This window comes from Pedobacter punctiformis, from assembly GCF_027213715.1.
Classification (GTDB): domain Bacteria; phylum Bacteroidota; class Bacteroidia; order Sphingobacteriales; family Sphingobacteriaceae; genus Pedobacter; species Pedobacter punctiformis.
Genome location: NZ_JAPWGM010000003.1, coordinates 433,378 through 452,884 on the forward strand (window position 1 = coordinate 433,378; position 19,507 = coordinate 452,884).

The window sequence follows — 19,507 nt, forward strand, 5'->3', positions numbered from 1 at the left end:
AATATTTACTTTTCACTGGAACTTAACCGTCTGGTCCTGTCAGTTTTTCGTGCTATTCCAATATCCCAATTATCCCTTACCTTTGTGCATGCTTAAAGAAGAAATAAATAAAGCCTTAGAAATTTTAAAAACAGGCGGTGTTATCCTTTATCCTACCGATACCATTTGGGGCTTGGGTTGTGATGCGACCAATGAAGAAGCCGTTGATAAATTACTTAAAATTAAAAACCGTCCAGCAGAGAAAAGCCTTATTGTTTTGCTGGATACAGATAATAAGCTTCAAAGTTATGTTTCGGAAGTTCCCGATGTGGCTTATGACCTGATTGAGTATGCAGAAAATCCTTTAACCATAATTTTTTCAGGAGCTAAAAACTTAGCTAAGAATGTTATCAATACAGATGGCAGTGTGGGCATACGCGTAGTAAAACACGATTTCTGCACACAACTTATTCAACGTTTCCGGAAACCGGTTGTTTCTACTTCAGCTAATATCAGCGGAGCAAGCTCCCCTAAAAATTTCGATGATGTTGATGAAGAGATTAAAGGAGCTGTAGATTATATTGTAGATTTTGAACAGGAAAACAGGGCGAATAAAAAACCTTCTACCATTATGAAATTATCACCTGGTGGACAATTTGAGTTTATTAGAAAGTAATTTTGCTATTTTTGCATTTCTTCCTGTCATCCCGGAGCATGATAGATCTGTTTAATAATTTTCAGATCATTTCCTGACCGGCATTACAGTGTATTTTTAAACTCATGCAGCAACACCTACAAAATCCAATATTTAAAACCTTATCGGCTATTGCTGATAAAACGGGAACAGAAGCATACGTAATCGGCGGTTTTGTACGCGATTTGTTTTTAAAACGTCCCTCAAAAGATATTGACGTAGTTGTTGTAGGCAGCGGAATTGAATATGCAGAGGCTGTAGGCAGAAAACTCCATTCGAAAGTTGCCGTATTTAAAAGTTTCGGTACCGCAAATATTAAATACCATGATCTGGAAGTTGAATTTGTTGGAGCCAGAAAAGAATCTTACCGGGCCGATTCCCGTAAACCCATTGTAGAAGACGGTACTTTACAAGACGATCAGTTAAGAAGAGATTTTACCATCAATGCCCTGGCTATTAATTTAAATGCAGCAAATTTTGGCGAATTATTGGATCCTTTTAATGGGATTGAAGATTTAGAAAACAAACTCATCCGTACACCGCTTGATCCTGAAATTACATTTTCTGATGATCCCCTGAGGATGATGAGGGCCATCCGCTTTGCTTCACAACTTAATTTCAATATTGATCCGGCAGCTATTCATGCCATAAAACTTCAAAAACAGCGTATTGGCATTGTTTCTAAAGAAAGAATAACCGATGAACTGAATAAAATCGTTTTATCGCCCAAACCTTCGGTTGGTTTCAAACATTTATTTGATACAGGCTTACTGCACATTATTTTTCCACAAATGGCGCAGCTTTATGGGGTAGAAATTATAAAAGGCAAAGGTCATAAAGATAATTTTTACCACACACTGGAGGTTTTAGATAACATTTGTGCAGATACGGATGATTTATGGTTGCGATGGGCTGCTATTTTACACGATATTGCCAAACCGGCTACCAAACGTTTTGAAGAAGGTCATGGCTGGACTTTTCACGGTCACGAAGATAAAGGGGCTAGAATGGTGCCTAAAATTTTTGCACAATTAAAGTTACCGCTTAATGAAAAAATGAAATATGTTCAGAAGTTGGTACAACTGCATTTAAGGCCAATTGTTTTGGCTCAGGACGTGGTAACAGACTCGGCAGTAAGACGTTTACTTTTTGATGCAGGCGAGGAAATTGAAAGTTTGATGACGCTTTGCAATGCCGATGTAACCACCAAAAACGAATACAAAAAAACAAAATACCGGAATAACTTTGAATTGGTTAAACAAAAGCTGAAAGATGTGGAGGAAAGAGATAAAATCCGCAACTGGCAGCCTCCTATTTCCGGAAACGATATTATGGAAACTTTCGGCCTGGAGGCAGGCAAAGAAGTTGGCTTGATTAAAAATGCCATCAGAGAGGCGATATTGGAAGGCGAAATTACCAATGACTATACCGAAGCATTTAATTTTATGCTAAATCAGGCAAAACAAATGGGTTTAAATCCTGTTAATAAATAATTTAACAGAAAATAATTAGTTGAATAGCAAAACAAAGAGCTTTTTGTGACATTCTCCGCTTTGTGGTAATGTAAATTAACTTTATTTTTACGGTTCCAAAATACAATAATGGCTATTTATAAATTTAAAATTACTTTCGAGGATTTTGATGATGTTGTGAGAGAGATCGACATTAAATCAAACCAAACGTTTGAGGATCTGCACAAGGCTATTCATAAGTCTACAGGTTACAATGCGGAGAAACCCTCGTCATTTTATGTGAGCACGGATAACTGGTTAAAAGGGGATGAAATTGCCTATTTGCCAAGTGAAAGGAAGAAAGATCGTGTAGTTTTAATGGAGAACTCTAAATTAAGCGGTTTTATAGAAGACCCTCATCAAAAGTTCTACTACATTTATAATTTCGATCGTCCTTACGATTTCCATGTTGAACTGATCAAGATCATTTTAGATGCCGATCCTCATATTGAATATCCTTTTTTAGCTAAAAGTACCGGAGAAGCCCCAAAAATTATGGAGCAAAATGGTCCTCAGGCTGTAGATCCACGTGGAGCAGCAGCAAGCAGCGAATTTGATTTCTTAAATGAAATGAACTTTGTTCCCGAAGATACTGATGAACTGGAAGCTATGGGCGAAATGGGCATCAATGAACAGGAAAGAGATGAAGACGATGAAAGTGAAGACGACGAATTTGGAGATGAGTTTTCTGAAAACGAGGGCTATGAAGACGATAGTCAAAAAGATGATTATTAAGATTTAACATCCTGAAAATATTTGACTGCCAGCCAAAAACTGGCAGTTTTTTTATATATTAATTATATGCCATTAAATAAAACCTTAATTGTTGTTGTAGGGCCCACTGCTATAGGCAAAACGGCTTTGGCCATTGAGCTTGCAAAACATTTTGATACTGAAATCATTTCGGCCGACAGCAGACAATTTTATAAGGAAATGGCCATTGGCACGGCCAAGCCGGATACAGAGGAGCTTGCTGCTGCAAAACATCATTTTATAGATTCACATTCTGTTTCTCAACTTTTTAGTACCGGCGATTTTGAAACCGCAGCACTAAAAACAATTGAAGAAATTTTTAGCAGGCACAATACCGCAGTGATGGTTGGTGGTTCCGGATTATACATCAATGCCGTTGTAAATGGATTGGATGAAATGCCTGAAATTGATCTTGCTATCCGCGAAAAACTGAATAAACAATTTGAAACTGAAGGTATCGGTATTATTCAAAAGCAACTGGCTGAATATGACCCGGAATACTTTGCTAAAGTAGATCAGCAAAATCCACAAAGAATGATTCGCGGACTGGAAGTGTTCCTTTCTACCGGCCAAAAATTATCTTCCATGTTATCGGCAACCAAAAAGGAAAGACCTTTTAACATTATTAAAATTGGCTTAAATACCGATAGGGCTGTTTTATATGGCCGCATTAACTCGAGGGTAGATAAAATGATGGAAATGGGGCTGTTGGAAGAGGTAAAATCACTTCTGCCCTACCGAATGTACAATGCATTAAATACGGTGGGCTACGCAGAATTATTTGATTATGTAGACGGAAAGGTGAACTTAGAAGATGCAATTTCAGCAATTAAGCAAAATACGCGTCGCTTTGCTAAACGACAGTTAACCTGGTTTAGACGGGATGAAGAAATAAAATGGTTTGAACCACATGAGATTAAGGAAGTAACAGATTTTATAGATTCAAAAATATAACTCAGAATGCCTGTAAATGAAAAAAGGTCTGCCAAATGGCAGACCTTTTTTCATTAAAATAAATAATTAATTAGGAAACTTAGTTCCTCTGTATTGTGAAATATCAACAACAGGAATGGTTGAGCCATATTTATTGTTAATTGCATCAATAAATAAGTTTGCCATAGCTGCATTTCCTCTAGGTGTTAAGTGTACGCCATCTAAAGAGAAAGCCCCACCCTGAATAAATCTTGCATCGATAGCAATGCCATTAAGTACCACACCAGCTTTAACCTGATTAAGGAATGTATAAGCATCGGCTACTGCAAGGCCTTTAGTATTGGCTAAAGATTTAATGGTACTGTTATAACTTAATACATAATCTTTTACTTTAATTACTTCATCTTTATCTAAAACCCATTTACTTTCAACAGGATTTGCCGGATGGAAACCATAAGGTGCACCAGCAGCATTTGGTTTGCCCAATAAAAGCGGAGCCGCAGTTTGAAAAGATAATGTAAATAAATCTGCAGCAGTCGCAACTCTTGGTCCGGTTGCAGTTTGAATATAAATTGATGTAGTTAAAGGTAATTTAGCACCTGTTAATATTGCGGGAATAGTAACCGTATTGAAAAAAGGAATTGCGGTTACATCAGGAATTGTTGCAACTATCCCTTTTTGACCACCTGCCGTAAGAATATTCAGCATGTTTGAATACAAAAACGAGAAAGTAGCTTTATCTGTTAGTACGTTTGTTGCATCAGTGGTTACGCCACCATTAGTTGCATAACCTAAAACGTCGTTATTACCCAACCATAAAGAGAAAAATGTATGGTTTTTGCCTTGTATAAATTGCGAATAGTTAGTTTTACCAACTTGAGCATCTGGCAATAAACGATCAAAGTAAACATTTGCTGCACTAAAAGTAAAAGTTGGATCAAATGCTAAATCCAAACGCATTCCTGGAATACCCAAGTTCTGGATCTCTGCGCCTGTATATTTAGCAAGCTTTCCTGTCGGTAAATAGGCAGTGCCTGCTACAGGAGTTATGGTTGGTACACCATTAACTAAAGCTGTTAATTGTAAATAACCCGAGCCACTGGCCTGTGCATCTGTAAAAAATGGCGAAGTGAAACTTCCACCACCAACAGTTTTCATTTTATCGGCAATCAAATTAGGAAATGCTACTTTTTGTCCTTCAAGGTATAAACCGTTATCGGCATAACCCGAAGTAAGCGAGTTACCTACTGCAATGTATTTAGAAAAATTTGCCTGTCCGGCAGTGGTTCCTGCCGCTGACTCAATTTCAGGTTTACAAGCTGCTGCAAATAGTATGGTAGCAGCAATTAAACTATTAAATATATATTTTTTCATTTTTAACTCTCCTACCATTTATATGTTAACGAAATACCTGGTGCATAAACTAACGTTTTGAATGTACCATCTAAACCAGTTTCAAGATTTTTCTGTGTGCGTGATTTTACATCTTCGAAAAAGAATGATGCATTTACTTCAAATTTAGAAGTGAAAGAATAACCTGCGCCAACACTTAAAATGTAACGATCAGCATCCGGAGCCTCAGGGGTTACGTATCCATCCTGTACAGGAGAAAAAGCATAACCAACACCTGCTCTTACCGCAAATTTATCTGATGCCTGATGATTTATACCCAATTTAAATGAAGATCCATCACGGTAATTACGTGGTGATTTTGTATCTGGCAAACCACCCGGAGGGTTTGTTGCATAATCAAATGCCAGCTCTTTATAAACGTGCCATTGTACCCAGCTTGCATCAAAAGCTAACTTAGTGCTTTTCGATAATGGAATACCAATACCCAATGAAGTAGTCGCTGGTAAAGGTAACTCAGCATTAAATGTATTTCCCGTAGGGAATGCACCTCTTAAAGATGCAGGAACATCAAAGTTCGCTTCGCCACCATCCAGTTTGGTGACCACTTTAGATTTGTGTGTAATGGCAAAAGTAACATCGCTTAAGGTTTTAATATAAATCCCTGCATTCCAGCCGTAGCCCTTACCTGTTCCTTTTAACTGAGCCGAAGCTGATCTTCCATCCGGAAAATCATAAGGTATTGCTTTTTGAAGGTCAACCTCGCCATGGTTATATACAAAACCCGCTCCTATACCAATCGCATCCGTAATTTTAACGCTGATGGTTGGTTGAAAATAAATGGCTTTAAGATTTAAGGAAGTTAATGAGTATTTACCAGACCAGCTATCTCCCCAATCTACCAAACCTCCGAATGGGGTATAAACACCTAAGCCTAATTTCCACTTACCTGATTTTGGCCCCCAAACAGCATAAAATTCGAAAGGAGGTGCTATCTTATTCTTTACATTCTCTGTAACATTAGAGCCTGAAAGTTGAAATGCTGACTTGAATAATAATGGATTTACCCCACCCGAAATGGAATTCTTTTCGAGGAATGAAACAGCTCCCGGATTGAAAAATACAGACGCCTCGTCTAATGCTAATGCTGACCCGGCTCCGGCCATACCAATTTGCTTTTGTCCCTGCAGGTTAACTTGAAAACCTTGTCCAAATACCCATAAAGGAGCTGCAAGTATTACGCTTAATAAAATTTTTTTCATGCTTATAAATGGTTATACACAAATATATATTATGCTAACATAGCAAACAAGTAATTATTTGTTAAATTATGAATTGTTACAATGTTTAACATTTGTATCGATATGCTTATTTAAATGACTTAATAAATAGTAGTTATGCTAAAAATAAGACCACAATAACATGATCTACAGACACTTACTAAGTATACAATTAAATTTAAGGAAAGTTTTAACTAAAAAGTTAATTTGAAAAACATCTTTTAATCCGGATTTTAGGATTAAGAGATGTTTTTATTACTGAGGAAAGATTAGAAAAGCTGACAGACCATAAAATTATGCCTGCGCAGTTGGTCCACCAAAACCCATTGGAAAAGGAGGCTCTTCCTGTGTTTTAATACGGCCGTTTACGCCTTCAAATTTGCTGATGTTATCTTCTAATGCGGATAACAAACGTTTAGCATGCTCAGGGGTTAAAATAATACGTGATTTTACTTTTGCTTTTGGTACGCCAGGCATTACACGGATAAAATCCAATACAAACTCGGTATTAGAGTGCGTGATAATGGCCAGGTTAGAAAAAATTCCTTCTGCAATTTCTTCTGATAATTCTATATTTAATTGATTTTCGTTTTGTTGTTCTTCCATGATAATCAAAAGTAAAAAAATCTTCGGTTATGTATTGGTTAATACTTAAATCTTTGCAAAAAAACTGAATTCTATAAACTCTGATTAAAAACATTCAGGGCTTCCTGATCATCGCAGGTTATAATCAGGGTTTTTAGTTTCTTTTTAAGGTCACTTTTAATTGCAGCATAATTTTTATCCTCAATGATATTTTTTAGTTCCTTAGGGTCTTTCTTTAAATCATATAATTCCCAGGCTTCTGTACCTTTATAAAACCGAACTAAAACATAATCATCGGTACGGATACCAAAATGCGGTGAGACATAATGCGGCCCCGGGTATTCGTAATAATGGTAGTAAGCCCCCTCTTTTGACCAGTTCTTTATTTTTGGATTTTCCAGTACAGGTAAAAAGGATTTCCCCTGCATAAAACCTGGCTTTGCGATACCTGCAAAATCAAGAATGGTTGGTGCCCAATCTACATTGGATATAATTTGATTCAGTTTTTTATCTTTCATTGCCGAAAGTTGGGGTACCCGAATTATAAATGGCGTACGAAGCGATTCTTCATAGATGAAACGTTTATCAAACCATCCATGTTCGCCCAGGTAAAATCCCTGATCTGAAGCGTAAACAACAATGGTGTTTTCACTTAATCCGCTACGGTCGAGATAATCCAATATTTCACCAATATTCCTGTCTAATGATTTTGCCGTAGCATAATAATCTTTCATATAACGTTGAAATTTCCATTCTTTCAACTTATTACCGGTTAAATTAAGCTGTTCAAATTCTTTTGAAAGCTTACCATAATAGGTGCGATAGGCTTTACTTTGTAAACTGTCCATACGCCCATATTCGCCCTGCTGGTAATAACGCATCATTGATTCTTCAATCTCTTTACCTTTAACAGCCGGTTTTGCAGGCTGATTGCGTACATTGACTTTTTCTCCGAAGGGTTGATTAATTTTTAGATCTGTTTTAAGCGTCATCACCTCTCCAACACTCATTAGTTGTTTAGATGCAGCTATTCTACCTTTATAATCGTCATAAAATGTAGCGGGTAAAGGAAATTTTATGGAATCGTATGCACCAAGATCTTGTAAATCGGGTAGCCACTCTCTATGCGTTGCTTTCTCTCCCACAACAAGGAAGAAAGGCTTATTTGGATCTCTTTTGTCTAAATAATTTTTTGTCAGCTCTGTAATTACTTCTGTTACATAACCATGATACAATAAAGTATCATTCATTTGGTTAATAAAATCGGGGTTAAAATAGTGGCCCTGTACAGGCATTACATTCCAATAATCAAAGCCATGTGGTAAACTTCCTAAATGCCATTTTCCGATCCAGGCAGTTTGATAACCACTTTCGCTCAATATTTGTGGTAAAAACCGCTGATTGGTATCCAACACCCCATCATTAACTTTATAACCATTTTTATGGCTGTACTGTCCAGTTATAAATGCTGCCCGGCTAGGGCCACAAATGGCATTGGATACTATTGCATTATTAAACAAGGCCCCAGATTTTGCAATCCTGTCTATATTAGGCGTAGTAATTAATTTATTCCCATAAGCACTTATGGCCTGATAAGCATGATCATCGGAGAGTATAAAAATGATATTCGGACGTTTATTTTGAGCAAAAGCTACAGTATTCAGGCAAAGAAACAGCAGGATTAAAAAGTTCTTCATATTGTTAGAATGATTCAATTAAACTACACGTTGAAACCATACAAATATAATTCATTTTACATTGGAGATTTCTATTACCTCTAAATTAGATATAAAAACAAAAAATCCCCCAGAAACTCAGTTCTGGGGGATTTAAATGATTAAAAGAAATCTTATTAAGCTTCTACTTCTTCTTGTTTTGAAGCTAATAATTTATCGTATTCTTCTTGCGATCCTACAATGATACGCTCGTAACCACGTACACCTGTACCTGAAGGGATTAAGTGACCAACGATCACGTTTTCTTTCAAGCCTAACATGTTATCGCGTTTACCTGCAATAGCTGCCTCATTTAATACTTTCGTAGTTTCCTGGAACGAAGCCGCAGAAATGAACGATTTAGTACCTAATGATGCTCTTGTAATACCTTGCAAAATTGAACTTGCAGTTGCTGGTCTCGCATCACGAACAGTGATTTGTTTCAAATCTTTACGTTTCAACTGAGAATTTTCGTCTCTTAATCTACGTAATGAAACAATCTGTCCTGGTTTGAATTCAGCTGAGTCGCCTGCATCTTCAACAACTTTCTTGTCGTACATGGCATCATTCTCTTCTGCAAAATCCCAACGGTCTACAGCATTATTTTCTAAGAAAATAGTATCTCCCGGATCTTCGATGTGAACTTTCTGCATCATCTGGTGAACAATTACCTCGAAATGCTTATCGTTAATTTTCACACCTTGCAAACGGTAAACTTCCTGAATACCATTTACTAAGTATTCCTGAACCGCTGCCGGGCCTTTAATTGATAAGATATCTGCTGGAGAAATTGAACCATCTGATAAAGGCATACCCGCTTTCACAAAGTCATTATCCTGTACAAGGATGTGTTTAGACAATGGAACCAGGTATTTTTTAACTTCACCATCTTTAGATTCGATTGTAATCTCACGATTACCACGTTTAACGCCACCTAAGGTTACCACACCATCAATCTCGGTTACTACAGCCGGGTTAGATGGGTTACGTGCTTCGAATAACTCCGTTACACGTGGTAAACCACCCGTAATATCTCGGGTTTTACCAGTAGCACGAGGAATTTTAGCGATAATCTGACCAGTTTGGATGGCTTCACCTTCATCAACTGAAACGTGAGCACCTACCGGAATGTTATAGCCTTTAATAAACTCGCCTTTTTTGTCAACGATTTGAACTGAAGGGTTCTTCGTTTTATCACGGGTATCGATAATTACTTTTTCACGGTGACCGGTTTGCTCATCTGACTCTTCACGGAAGGTAACCCCTTCAATAATTGCATCAAATTGTGCTTTACCAGCAAATTCTGAAATGATTACCGCGTTGTACGGATCCCACGAACAGATTTTATCACCTTTAGTTAAGCGATCTCCTTCTTTAACGAATAAGAATGCACCGTAAGGAATATTGTTGGTTACGATAACACGGTTAGTGCCAGGTTCAACAATTTTGAACTCACCAGAACGGCCCAATACAACCTGTACTTTACCATCTTCTGTTTCAGTATCAACTGTACGGATGTTTTCAAATTCGATAACCCCATCAAATTTAGCTACGATGTTTGATTCAGCAGCAATGTTTGATGCCGTACCACCCACGTGGAAAGTACGAAGGGTTAACTGTGTACCCGGCTCACCGATTGACTGTGCAGCAATTACACCTACAGCCTCACCTCTCTGAACACGTTTACCAGATGCTAAGTTACGGCCGTAACATAGTGCACAAACACCACGTTTAGCTTCGCAGGTTAATACCGAACGAATTTCAACGCCTTCTAATGGAGATTCCTCAATTAGTTTAGCAACATCTTCATTAATATCTTCGCCCGCACCTACTAATAATGTATTATCCAAAGGATTGTAAACATCATGTAATGAAGTACGACCTAAAATTCTGTCATATAATGGCTCAACAACATCTTCGTTATCTTTTAACGCAGTGGTATACATACCTCTCAAAGTACCACAATCGTTATCGTTAACAATCATATCTTGTGCAACATCGTGTAAACGACGAGTTAAGTAACCCGCATCCGCCGTTTTTAACGCCGTATCCGCCAAACCTTTACGGGCACCGTGGGTAGAGATAAAGTACTCTAATACCGATAAACCTTCTTTAAAGTTTGATAAAATCGGGTTTTCGATGATATCACCACCTGAACCTGATTTTTGAGGCTTAGCCATCAAACCACGCATACCGCATAACTGACGGATCTGCTCTTTCGAACCACGTGCACCTGAATCAAGCATCATGTAAACGGAGTTAAAGCCCTGGTTATCTGACGATAACTGAGTCATAACGAAAGTAGTTAACCTGTTGTTGATACGGGTCCAGATATCGATGATCTGATTGTAACGCTCGTTGTTGGTAATGAAACCCATGTTATAGTTGTTTCTTACCTCTTCAACTTCTGCTGCTGCCTGCTCTAATAATGTATGTTTTTCAACCGGAATGTTTACGTCTTGTAAGTTGAACGATAAACCACCCTGGAATGCCATACGGAATCCTAATTCTTTGATATCATCAAGGAAACGTGAAGCACGGGCCATACCAGTCATTTTAACTACCTCACCGATAATATCTCTTAACGATTTCTTAGTTAATAATTCGTTGATATAACCAACTTCTTCAGGAACCATCTGGTTAAATAATACTCTACCTACAGTAGTTTCAGTTAACTTATTAACAATAGAACCATCATTTTGCTTAACATTTACCTTTACTTTAATAAATGCGTGCAAGTCTAATTGTTTCTCATTATAAGCAATGATAACTTCTTCAGGAGAATAGAAAGATGCATCTTGTCCTTTTACAACACGGGTTTCATCTGTTCTACGGCCTTTAGTAATGTAATAAAGACCTAAAACCATATCCTGAGAAGGTACTGTAATTGGCGTACCGTTAGCAGGATTTAAGATGTTGTGTGCAGCTAACATCAATACCTGGGCTTCCAAAATTGCTGCATTACCAAGTGGTAAGTGGACAGCCATCTGGTCACCATCAAAATCGGCGTTGAATGCAGTACAAACTAACGGGTGTAATTGAATTGCTTTTCCTTCAACCAATTTAGGCTGGAAAGCCTGAATACCCAAACGGTGTAATGTAGGTGCACGGTTTAATAATACCGGGTGACCTTTTAACACGTTTTCTAAGATATCCCAAACTAAAGGATCTTTTCTATCTACAATTTTCTTAGCTGATTTTACTGTTTTAACCACCCCTCTTTCGATCATTTTACGAATGATGAATGGTTTATAAAGCTCAGCAGCCATATCTTTTGGTAAACCACACTCGTGTAATTTAAGGCTAGGCCCTACAACAATTACAGAACGGGCAGAATAATCTACACGTTTACCTAATAAGTTTTGACGGAAACGACCTTGTTTACCTTTCAGAATATCTGAAAGTGATTTCAAAGCCCGGTTACCTTCAGTTTTTACCGCGTTAACTTTACGTGAGTTATCAAATAACGAATCTACAGCTTCCTGTAACATACGTTTCTCGTTACGTAAAATTACCTCTGGTGCTTTAATCTCGATCAAACGTTTTAAACGGTTGTTACGGATAATTACACGACGGTATAAATCATTTAAATCTGAAGTTGCAAAACGACCACCTTCTAATGGAACTAAAGGACGCAATTCTGGTGGAATAACCGGAACAATTTTAACAATCATCCACTCAGGGTTATTCTGAATACGCGTATTAGCACCACGGAAAGCCTCAACAACCTGTAAGCGTTTTAAAGCCTCATTTTTACGTTGTTGTGAAGTTTCGTTTGCTGCCTGGTGACGTAAATCGTAAGATAAAGTATCTAAGTTAATCCGTTTTAATAAATCTTCTAATGCTTCAGCACCCATTTTGGCGATGAATTTATTAGGATCTTTATCATCCAGGTATTGGTTTTCTTTAGGTAATTTATCTAAAATATCTAAATATTCTTCCTCTGTTAAGAAGTCCATATAGTTGATACCTTCTTCGGCCATTAAGCCTGACTGGATAACAACGTAACGCTCGTAATAGATAATTAAATCTAGTTTTTTAGTAGGCAAACCTAATAAATAACCAATTTTGTTAGGTAAAGAACGGAAATACCAGATGTGTGCAACAGGAACCACCAAAGCGATGTGTCCCATACGCTCACGACGTACTTTCTTTTCTGTTACTTCAACACCACAACGGTCGCAAACAATACCTTTATAACGGATACGTTTGTATTTACCGCAATGACATTCGTAATCTTTTACCGGACCAAAAATACGCTCGCAAAACAAACCATCACGTTCAGGTTTGTAAGTACGATAGTTTATGGTTTCCGGTTTCAACACCTCACCGCTTGAACGTTCCAAAATAATTTCCGGAGACGATAAGCTAATCGTGATTGATGTGAAATTGCTTTTTAATTTATTATCCTTTTTGTAAGACATACTTATGTAAGGTTAAAGGCGTAGGGTTTAAGGTTTAGGGCGTAGGGTTTAAAACCTTTCACCTTATACCTTAAACCTTCTACCTTATTTAATCTAATGTAATATCTAAACCTAAACCGCGTAACTCATGTACCAATACATTGAATGATTCTGGTACACCAGGAGTTGGTAAGTTTTCACCTTTTACAATGGCTTCGTAAGTTTTTGCTCTTCCGATTACATCATCCGACTTAACGGTTAAGATTTCCTGAAGAATATTAGCCGCACCAAATGCTTCTAATGCCCAAACCTCCATCTCACCAAAACGCTGACCACCGAACTGGGCTTTACCACCCAATGGTTGTTGTGTAATTAATGAATATGGTCCAATTGAACGGGCGTGCATCTTATCATCAACCATGTGACCAAGTTTCAACATATAGATAATACCTACAGTTGTAGTCTGATCGAAACGATCTCCCGTTAAACCATTGTATAAGTAGGTTTTTCCTGAAGCAGGAACTCCTGCTTTAGCGATCCACTCTTCAACCTCATCATGCGTAGCACCATCAAAAATCGGAGTTGCAAATTTAACACCCAATTCTTTACCGGCCCATGCCAATACAGTTTCGTAGATCTGACCAAGGTTCATACGTGAAGGTACACCCAGTGGGTTCAACACAATATCAACCGGAGTACCATCAGCTAAGAAAGGCATATCTTCATCACGTACAATACGTGCAACAATACCTTTATTACCGTGGCGACCTGCCATTTTATCACCTACTTTTAATTTACGTTTTTTAGCAACATAAACTTTTGCCATTTGTACGATACCTGAAGGAAGCTCATCACCTACACTGATCGCAAATTTATCGCGTTTGTAAGCACCAAGTTCTTCGTTAACACGGATACCGTAGTTGTGAAGCAACATTTTAATCATCTCGTTCTTATCATCATCAGTAGTCCATTTGTTAGGGCTAATGTGATTATAATCAAGTTCTGCTAAAATTTTCTGAGTAAACTTAGCGCCTTTAGCAACTAATAATTCTTTGTAAATATTGAATACACCCTGAGATGTTTTTCCATTTACAATAGTGAATAATTTGTCAACTAATTCTGCTTTTAGTTTCTCTGTGATATTTGTATATCCTTTGTCTAATTTCTCAATCGCCGATTTCTCTTCAGCTTTTGTAGTTTTCTTAGCACGGCTGAATAATTTAGTATCAATTACCACACCCTGGATTGAAGGAGGTGTTTTTAAAGATGCATCTTTAACATCACCGGCCTTATCACCAAAGATTGCACGTAGTAATTTCTCTTCAGGTGAAGGATCAGATTCTCCTTTTGGAGTGATCTTACCAATTAAAATATCACCTTCTTTTACATCAGCACCAACGCGGATAATACCGTTCTCATCAAGGTCTTTAGTCGCCTCTTCTGATACGTTAGGAATATCTGGCGTTAATTCCTCTTCACCACGTTTAGTATCACGTACTTCTAATTCAAACTCTTCAATATGCAATGAAGTGAAAACGTCATCACGAACAATACGCTCGTTAATTACAATCGCATCCTCAAAGTTGAACCCTTGCCAAGGCATGAATGCCACTTTTAAGTTTCTACCTAATGCCAATTCACCGTTTTCAGTTGCATAACCTTCGCAAAGCACTTGTCCTTTAGTAACTTTCTGACCTTTTTTAACAATTGGTTTTAAGTTGATACAAGTATTCTGGTTGGTTTTTTTGAATTTAATTAAACGATATGTTTTGCTGTCACCTTCAAATGAAACTAAACGATCATCTTCGTTACGCTCATATTTAATGGTAATTTCGTTTGCATCTACATACTCAACAACACCATTACCTTCAGCATTAATCAAAGTTCTTGAGTCGCGGGCTACACGACCTTCTAAACCGGTACCAACAATTGGCGCTTCAGGACGTAACAATGGTACAGCCTGACGTTGCATGTTGGATCCCATCAGGGCCCTGTTCGCATCATCATGTTCTAAGAACGGAATTAATGAAGCCGCGATTGAAGTAATCTGGTTAGGTGCAACGTCCATTAAGTCTAATTTCTCAGGCTCAATAATCGGGAAGTCACCCTCGTAACGTGCTTTAACACGTGGCGTAGAAAACACACCTTTATCATCATACTCTGCATTGGCCTGAGCGATGGTTTTACCATCTTCATCTTCAGCAGAAAGATAAATAACATCTGAATCTACAACTACTTTACCATCTTCAACACGTTTGTATGGTGTTTCAATGAAACCTAAATTATTGATTTTCGCATGCACACAAAGTGATGAAATCAAACCAATGTTTGGTCCCTCTGGAGTTTCAATTGTACATAAACGACCATAGTGAGTATAGTGAACGTCACGTACCTCGAAACCGGCACGCTCCCGTGATAAACCACCTGGACCTAGGGCCGATAAACGGCGTTTGTGTGTAATCTCTGCTAATGGATTGGTTTGATCCATAAACTGAGACAACTGGTTAGTACCAAAGAAAGAGTTGATTACTGATGATAACGTACGGGCGTTAATCAAATCAGTTGGTGTAAACACCTCATTATCGCGAATGTTCATACGCTCGCGGATTGTTCTGGCCATACGAGCCAAACCAACACCAAATTGTGCGTATAACTGCTCACCTACCGTACGTACACGACGGTTTGATAAGTGATCAATATCATCCACTTCTTCTTTTGAGTTGATCAATTTGATCAGGTATTTAACAATTGCAATAATATCTGCTTTTGTTAAAACTTTTACATCATCCGGAGTATTCATTTTCAATTTACGGTTGATGCGGTAACGACCAACATCTCCTAAATCGTAACGTTTATCTGAAAAGAATAAACGGTCAATGATACCACGTGCAGTTTCCTCATCAGGTGGTTCTGCGTTACGCAAAGCACGATAGATGTTTTCAACAGCCTCTTTTTCAGAGTTTGATGTATCTTTTTGTAATGTATTATATATAATGGTATAATCGGCCTGGCTTGCACCATCTTCTTTAGATAAGATAATGGTTTTAACACCCGCTTCGATAACCATATCGATGTGGTCGTCTTCAAGAACAGTTTCTCTTTCAAGAATCACTTCATTACGATCGATAGAAACTACTTCACCAGTATCTTCATCTACGAAATCTTCTACCCATTTCTTTAATACCCTTGCAGCCAGTTTACGACCGATGTATTTCTTTAAGCCTGATTTACTAACTTTTACTTCGTCAGCAAGATCAAATAACTCCAAGATATCTTTATCAGAATCGTAACCGATAGCACGTAATAAAGTGGTAACCGGGAATTTTTTCTTACGATCGATGTAAGCATACATCACGTTATTCACGTCAGTAGCAAACTCAATCCATGAACCTTTGAAAGGAATAACACGGGCAGAATACAATTTTGTTCCGTTTGTGTGACGGCTTTGGCCGAAGAACACGCCTGGAGAACGGTGTAATTGCGAAACGATAACACGTTCTGCACCGTTGATTACAAATGTACCTTTTGGTGTCATATACGGAATAGTACCTAAGTACACATCCTGAATAATGGTTTCAAAATCTTCATGTTCAACATCATTACAAGAAAGCTTAAGCTTTGCTTTTAATGGAACATTGTACGTTAAACCACGTTCGATACACTCGTGTATATCATAACGCGGAGGATCCACAAAATAATCAAGAAATTCTAAAACGAAGATATTTCTTGAATCTGTGATTGGAAAGTTTTCAGCAAACACCTTAAACAAACCTTCGCTAGAGCGATCGTCTGAAGTTGTATCTATCTGGAAAAACTCTCTGAATGATTGCAATTGCACATCCAGAAAATCCGGATAGTCTATAATGTGCTTACTCGTTGCAAAATTTACTCTTTGTTCGACTGTCTTTGCCAATGGACTAAAAGATTTTAGTTTAAGAATAAACTATTTGTTTGGCTTTGGTTATCGCATCTCATCAACCAAACAAAATGAGATGTTTATAAACAGGTAAAGACACCGACATTTTCAGTCGGTGTCTGATACTTTTTTAGCGAAGCTAAATTAAGTGATTACTTAATTTCAACTACTGCTCCAGCTTCTTCTAATTGTTTTTTAAGAGCTTCTGCTTCGTCTTTAGCAACACCAGCTTTTAATTCTTTTGGTGCTCCGTCTACTAAGTCTTTAGCTTCTTTCAAACCTAAACCAGTTAAGTCTTTAACAAGTTTTACAACTGCTAATTTCTGACCACCAGCTTCTTTTAAGATTACATCAAAAGATGTTTTTTCTGCAGCAGCAGCAGGTGCATCACCACCAGCAGCAGGACCAGCAACTACAGCAGCAGCTGCAGGCTCGATACCATACTCATCTTTTAAGATTTGAGCTAATTCATTAACTTCTTTAACTGTTAAGTTTACTAATTGCTCAGCAAACGCTTTTAAATCTGCCATTTTATTAAGATTTTAAAAATTTACGTAAAAATAATTTTGTTTAATTGCGAACTTAAGGTGTTCGTTAACCTTCTCTTTCTTGTAGAGTTTTAACAATTCCTGCAATTTTGCCTCCGCTTGATTTAAGGGCAGATACAACATTTTTAGCTGGTGACTGTAATAATCCAATGATATCGCCAATAAGTTCTTCTCTTGATTTAAGACTTACTAATGAGTTCAATTGGTCATCGCCAACATAAACTGATGAATCTATATATGCCGCTTTAAGCAATGGTTTTTCAGATGTTTTTCTCAAAGCTTTAATCAACTTAGCCGGAGCATTAGCTGTTTTTGAGAATAATAATGATGAAGAACCTTTAAGGGCTGCGTATATCTCTGATGAATCGCCTTCTAAACCTTCAATCGCTTTGCGGATTAAAGTGTTTTTAGCAACTTTCATTACGATATCACTTTCAAAACATTTGCGACGGATGTTATTAATCTGCTCAACAGAAAGGCTTGAGGTATCAGCAATATAGAAATTGCCAAACTCTTGCATTTGTCCTTGTAGTTCTAAAACTACTTCGTTTTTTTCTTCTCTGTTCATGATTAAATCCCCGCTACTGATTTAGTTTCAATTGCAATCCCAGGACTCATTGTAGAAGACACGTGAATGCTTTTAAAATAAGTTCCTTTTGCAGCAGATGGTTTTAATTTAGAAATTACCTGAATTACTTCTAAAGCATTTTCATAAATTTTCTCTGCTGGGAATGATACTTTCCCTATTGAAGCGTGTATAATACCGCTTTTGTCTACTTTAAAATCAATCTTACCAGCTTTAACCTCTGTTACAGCTTTACCAACTTCGTTAGTTACTGTACCAGATTTTGGATTTGGCATTAAGTTCCTTGGACCTAAAACACGGCCTAATTTACCCACTTTTGCCATACAAGCTGGTGTTGTGATAATAATGTCTACATCGGTCCAACCACCTTCAATTTTAGCCACATATTCGTCTAAACCTACGAAGTCTGCGCCAGCTGCTTTTGCTTCTTCTTCCTTATCAGGAGTTACCAAAGCTAAAACACGTACAGTTTTACCTGTTCCGTGTGGTAAAGTAGCAATACCACGTACCATTTGATTGGCTTTACGCGGATCTACGCCTAATGAAACATCAATATCAACTGATGCATCAAATTTAGTCGTAGTGATTTCTTTTACCAAAGCAGCAGCATCTTTCAAAGTATAAGCTTTGCCAGCTTCTAATTTAGCATGTGCCTTTTTTTGATTTTTAGTTAATTTCGCCACTGTTGTAAACTGTTTTTTAATTAATTGTTCCAGGGTGCGTCACCAGAAACGGTGATTCCCATACTGCGTGCTGTACCGGCAACCATACTCATTGCAGATTCGATTGTAAATGCATTTAAATCAGGCATTTTATCTTCAGCAATAACTTTAATCTGGTCCCAGGTCACCGATCCAACTTTCTTACGGTTAGGCTCAGCAGAACCACTCTGTAATTTAGTAGCATCTTTTAACTGGATAGCTACAGGAGGGGTTTTGATGATGAAATCGAATGACTTATCAGCATAAACAGTAATTACAACTGGCAATACTTTACCTGCTTTATCTTGGGTACGAGCGTTGTACTGTTTGCAAAACTCCATGATATTCACCCCTTTAGCACCTAATGCAGGCCCTACTGGTGGCGATGGATTTGCCGCTCCGCCTTTGATCTGTAATTTGATCATTGCACTGACTTCTTTTGCCATTTTGTGTTTTTAATTTATTTAAAACTCAATGTTAAATATTGGAAGCATGTAACATTTTATTTCCTGGATGGCTTATACAAAACCAAAAGGACTGCAAAGATATGAAT

14 protein-coding genes are annotated in these 19,507 nt (G+C 37.6%); 4 read left to right on the forward strand and 10 right to left on the reverse strand.

What is annotated here, in order from left to right; translation table 11 throughout:
- Positions 1 to 88: 88 nt before the first annotated feature.
- The 4 genes from O0955_RS11070 (at position 89) to miaA (ending at position 3,891) form a co-directional block, all read left to right on the forward strand.
- Entirely contained in the window at positions 89 to 655 is a 567-nt protein-coding gene (locus tag O0955_RS11070) for an L-threonylcarbamoyladenylate synthase (protein WP_269427615.1), read from the forward strand.
- A gap of 104 nt (positions 656 to 759) precedes the next feature.
- Positions 760 to 2,166: a CCA tRNA nucleotidyltransferase gene (locus tag O0955_RS11075; protein ID WP_269427616.1), complete on the forward strand. Its 1,407-nt coding sequence runs from the start codon at positions 760 to 762 to the stop codon at positions 2,164 to 2,166.
- 108 nt (positions 2,167 to 2,274) lie between these two features.
- The gene (locus O0955_RS11080; protein WP_269427617.1) at positions 2,275 to 2,919 is read left to right on the forward strand and encodes an IS1096 element passenger TnpR family protein; all 645 of its coding nucleotides are present in this window, start codon (positions 2,275 to 2,277) and stop codon (positions 2,917 to 2,919) included.
- Positions 2,920 to 2,985: 66 nt separating this feature from the next.
- Positions 2,986 to 3,891, forward strand: coding sequence for a tRNA (adenosine(37)-N6)-dimethylallyltransferase MiaA (miaA, locus tag O0955_RS11085; RefSeq protein WP_269427618.1), 906 nt, complete (start codon positions 2,986 to 2,988; stop codon positions 3,889 to 3,891).
- 66 nt (positions 3,892 to 3,957) lie between these two features.
- On the opposite strand, the gene O0955_RS11090 is transcribed toward miaA, so the two are convergent.
- From O0955_RS11090 to rplK, 10 genes are all read right to left on the reverse strand, one after another.
- Positions 3,958 to 5,244, reverse strand: a complete 1,287-nt coding sequence (locus O0955_RS11090; protein WP_269427619.1) for an SGNH/GDSL hydrolase family protein — start codon at positions 5,242 to 5,244, stop codon at positions 3,958 to 3,960.
- 11 nt (positions 5,245 to 5,255) lie between these two features.
- A complete protein-coding gene (locus O0955_RS11095) occupies positions 5,256 to 6,482 on the reverse strand; it encodes an OmpP1/FadL family transporter (RefSeq protein ID WP_269427620.1) in 1,227 nt (408 codons plus the stop codon).
- 312 nt (positions 6,483 to 6,794) lie between these two features.
- The gene (locus O0955_RS11100; RefSeq protein WP_269427621.1) at positions 6,795 to 7,106 is read right to left on the reverse strand and encodes a DUF3467 domain-containing protein; all 312 of its coding nucleotides are present in this window, start codon (positions 7,104 to 7,106) and stop codon (positions 6,795 to 6,797) included.
- A gap of 71 nt (positions 7,107 to 7,177) precedes the next feature.
- Complete coding sequence (locus O0955_RS11105) at positions 7,178 to 8,782, reverse strand: sulfatase family protein (protein WP_269427622.1); 1,605 nt, start codon at positions 8,780 to 8,782, stop codon at positions 7,178 to 7,180.
- A gap of 155 nt (positions 8,783 to 8,937) precedes the next feature.
- Positions 8,938 to 13,224, reverse strand: coding sequence for a DNA-directed RNA polymerase subunit beta' (rpoC, locus tag O0955_RS11110; protein WP_269427623.1), 4,287 nt, complete (start codon positions 13,222 to 13,224; stop codon positions 8,938 to 8,940).
- A gap of 88 nt (positions 13,225 to 13,312) precedes the next feature.
- Entirely contained in the window at positions 13,313 to 17,116 is a 3,804-nt protein-coding gene (gene rpoB / locus O0955_RS11115; protein WP_269427624.1) for a DNA-directed RNA polymerase subunit beta, read from the reverse strand.
- A 155-nt stretch (positions 17,117 to 17,271) separates the two neighbouring features.
- Complete coding sequence (rplL, locus tag O0955_RS11120; RefSeq protein WP_010601097.1) at positions 17,272 to 17,649, reverse strand: 50S ribosomal protein L7/L12; 378 nt, start codon at positions 17,647 to 17,649, stop codon at positions 17,272 to 17,274.
- 64 nt (positions 17,650 to 17,713) lie between these two features.
- Positions 17,714 to 18,235 carry a 50S ribosomal protein L10 gene (gene rplJ / locus O0955_RS11125; protein ID WP_269427625.1) on the reverse strand — a complete coding sequence of 174 codons (522 nt, stop codon included), beginning with the start codon at positions 18,233 to 18,235 and terminating at the stop codon, positions 17,714 to 17,716.
- 2 nt (positions 18,236 to 18,237) lie between these two features.
- A complete protein-coding gene (gene rplA, locus O0955_RS11130) occupies positions 18,238 to 18,936 on the reverse strand; it encodes a 50S ribosomal protein L1 (RefSeq protein ID WP_131539010.1) in 699 nt (232 codons plus the stop codon).
- A 20-nt stretch (positions 18,937 to 18,956) separates the two neighbouring features.
- Entirely contained in the window at positions 18,957 to 19,400 is a 444-nt protein-coding gene (rplK, locus tag O0955_RS11135; protein ID WP_010601094.1) for a 50S ribosomal protein L11, read from the reverse strand.
- Positions 19,401 to 19,507 lie beyond the last annotated feature (107 nt).